3 protein-coding genes and 1 pseudogene are annotated in these 3,177 nt (G+C 43.6%); 2 read left to right on the plus strand and 2 right to left on the minus strand.

What is annotated here, in order from left to right; genetic code table 11:
- Positions 1–127 precede the first annotated feature (127 nt).
- On the plus strand, positions 128–511 hold the full coding sequence (locus tag IQ211_RS18565) for a DUF7424 family protein (protein WP_189759378.1): 384 nt from the start codon (positions 128–130) through the stop codon (positions 509–511).
- 219 nt (positions 512–730) lie between these two features.
- Here IQ211_RS18565 and IQ211_RS18570 read toward each other — a convergent pair.
- Positions 731–1,817, minus strand: a pseudogene (locus IQ211_RS18570) (IS3 family transposase).
- Positions 1,818–2,082: 265 nt separating this feature from the next.
- Complete coding sequence (locus IQ211_RS18580; protein ID WP_189759414.1) at positions 2,083–2,289, minus strand: SymE family type I addiction module toxin; 207 nt, start codon at positions 2,287–2,289, stop codon at positions 2,083–2,085.
- Positions 2,290–2,685: 396 nt separating this feature from the next.
- Here IQ211_RS18580 and IQ211_RS18585 point away from each other — a divergent pair, with 396 nt between their 5' ends.
- A complete protein-coding gene (locus IQ211_RS18585) occupies positions 2,686–3,015 on the plus strand; it encodes a hypothetical protein (protein ID WP_189759380.1) in 330 nt (109 codons plus the stop codon).
- Positions 3,016–3,177: the final 162 nt, after the last annotated feature.

A 3,177-nucleotide genomic window follows, 5' to 3' on the forward strand; every position in this document is an offset into this window, starting at 1 on the left:
CCAGTATAAAAGATAGTCAAGTGGCTAAACGTCGAAGAGCAACGTGGTCAGCAGAATTCCGTAGTCAGCTTATCTTTGATTGAATTAAATACAAAGTGGAATCCCGCCCTGTGTCGCAGTGGGGGTATTGCCAGAAGATGGTCAACTGGGTGATGAGGCGGATGTTTTTATTCTTTCCCACCAAAAGGCTTATGCAGGTGCGGTGATCCCAAAAGATGTGCTTAATAAAGTCAAAAAGGCACAAAAAGATATGATGGGTAAACTGGATATCAGAATGAGCATTATTCTGGAAAGAGGAACAAAACCTGTGCCAACCTTGGTTAGTCTGGGTACTTATATGACCAGTACGAAAAATAAAGATTACCCGCTTGTGGCAAATGGGATCAATCTGGCTAAGGAAATGAAATTTAGACTATCGGATGTTTCCAACTCATCTTTGTCTAATGGTGATTTTGTTCCTTTTCTTGTTACACCTGACTATTTCGATTTTTTACAAACAGATAAAAAATAGTGTGTTCTTGTCTTGATCCAAGACGACATTTACCTTAATCACAAGGCCGTAGTAATACGGCTTTTTCATTTGCCCAGCGAAGCTGGTAAACCTGTCAGACCGCAAGGTTTTGAATCGCTCCGATTGAGGGAAAGATCATCCGGATGGCAAGAGTGTTCCGGCCAACGTCAGGGGTTGAAGGGTAATCCTCCCATTTTCCATGGAGGTCAAAAGTAGAATTTAAGCGGCCCGTAATAAATGTTGTGTCGGTGTATACCCTCCTAATGCCATATTGGGTCTTTCATTATTATAAAACCACAACCATTTTGTCGCCGAATCTTGTCATTCACTCAAAGAAGCAAATAAATATTGGCCCAACCAGTCATAGCGTACTGTTCGATTATAACGTTCAACATAAGCATTCTGTTGCGGTTTTCCGGGTTGGATAAAATTCAGCTGGATTTGATGTTGCTTCGCCCAGGCTTGAAATTCAGCGCTGGTATATTCGGGACCGTTATCACAACGAATTGAAACCGGCTTGCCTCACCATTCTATCAGCTGTTCCAACGTGCGTATTACACGACAGCTTGGTAATGAAAAATCCACCTCCATCGCCAAGGCTTCACGATTAAAGTCATCAATGATGTTGAGCAAACGTACCGAACGCCCATCTGACAGCTGGTCGTACATAAAGTCCATAGACCAACTATCATTAGGCCTATCAGGGACTTTTAACGATTCAGGCTGTTCACGCTTTAAGCGCTTTTTAGGTTTTATGCGTTTATTCAGAGCCAATTCACAATAAATTCGATAAACCCGTTTATGATTCCAATAAAATCCTTTTACATTGCGTAAATACAGGTAGCAAAGCCCAAATCCCCAATGACGCTGTTGTTCTGTGAGCATGAGCAACCAATCCGCAATGAGCCGATTTTCTGAAGATAATCGGGGCCTAGCGTGATAGCTGCTTTCACTGACCCTAAAATCTGACAGGCCTGGCGAATGCTAATGGATTTCTGCTCAACCGCGTCTTTTGCCATCTGCCGACGTTGAGCGGGCTTTACCACTTTTTTGTCATGGCTTCCTGAATAATCTCAGCCTTTAACCGCTCTTCAGCATACATCTTCTTAAGGCGTCGGTTTTCTTCTTCCAGTTCTTTCAAACGGGTCATCAAAGAGGCATCCATTCCGCCGTATTTAGCCCGCCATTTGTAAAAACTGGCACTGCTTATGCCGTGTTCACGGCACAGTCCTGGTACAGGTGTACCTGCTTCAGCCTGTTTTAGAATGGCTAAGATTTGGCTGTCAGTAAAACGCGATTTTTTCATAAGATTTCAATCTCCTCTGATACTTTAAGCGTATGAGAAAATTCTACTTATGGACACTCTGGTATTTAGGGGGGATTACCATTGGATTAACATAAAAGCTGACGATAAAGAGTTCAAAGGATATGGAGGACCACAGAACTTAAACACTGTATTAGAATATGCTATGAAATGGATTAACCCATTTACAATAAAATAAGATCAAGCCGGAAAGATCCCCGTGATCTTCCGGCGTTGTGCTTTTTTAAGAGCCGCTAAGTCCCTGCCCTTAACAGCTTTTGTAGCCGCCAAGCAGCTCCCGCATCTTGAGCTTAATCTCACTGAGCTGGTCTTGCTGGCGCTGGTACTGTTGCTTAATGGTGCGGGTGTCGTCGCTGTCAGGGATGAGCACCAGACAGCCGTCCATAATTTTAACGGTCAGTGTGCCGCCAATATCGAATCCAGCCTGTTTAAGACATCTTCCCGCTAAATTTATCGCGGGTCCCTGCCAAAAACCGCGCCAGAGCGGAACACCGTGCCCCGTCCGGCTAAAAGCGCTTCTTCTTTAGCTGCCATACGTTGTTCAGGCCAACCCCCCTGTAGGTAGGTCGGGCTGCGGCCTCCGTGTTTACCTCCTCCGTCCCAACCTCGCAGTCGCTGTGCTCCTTGCTCGTTCCCGTGAAAAACCGCACAAAAACAGGCTATTCAGTTAATAACAAGGGAAAAGGGGCGCTATACTGCATAACGGCTGACAGCGGAAGCAGGGCAAAAGTGCACCGGGCAAACAGGTTAAAAGGTGCCTATCGGCGTTTTAGGTTCGCGGGGTTGGGTGGAACAGGTAAAAACGGTTCTTTAACAATCTGATAGTCAAGGAAAAATCACTTAAAACAGTATGACCGCACCGGAATCATCCCTAAGATCCGCTAGGGATGCTGGAGCTTTTGAAAGCTATACAGGTACACTTGTTCGTTTTGGCTTAAATCTTGGTACAACAAAAGTTCTGGAACAGATTGGAGTGAGAGACACGTCCAAAATCACGATGAAGGAATATCCTGATATGCCAGTAATTAGCAAAGGATGGAGTAAATATAATGCTTATTTTAAAGCAGAAGATGAACAAATAAATGTAGGACTTGGTAAAGGTAAAGCTCTATACCAATCGCCTTTCAAGATGCGTCTTATATCTCCCCACGAAGCGGGGAGATATAAACAATCACATTGATTTGCAAGCTGCAACTTGAAGTTGGATTGATATAGATGTATTTAATGAAAATATATATAACTTTTCATAATCATGAGAGTTTCATATTTCCTATTCCTTTCCATGTGGTTGCTGAAGCGGCATTCAAAAAAATCTTAACTTTTTTGATTAGCTGCCACATAT

Source organism: Xenorhabdus griffiniae (genome assembly GCF_015163655.1).
GTDB classification, from domain to species: domain Bacteria; phylum Pseudomonadota; class Gammaproteobacteria; order Enterobacterales; family Enterobacteriaceae; genus Xenorhabdus; species Xenorhabdus griffiniae.

What these genes read in the sequence shown, in the direction of transcription:
- IQ211_RS18585 (WP_189759380.1), top strand. Translation starts at nt 2,686, where the DNA reads ATGACCGCACCGGAATCATCCCTAAGATCCGCTAGGGATGCTGGAGCT.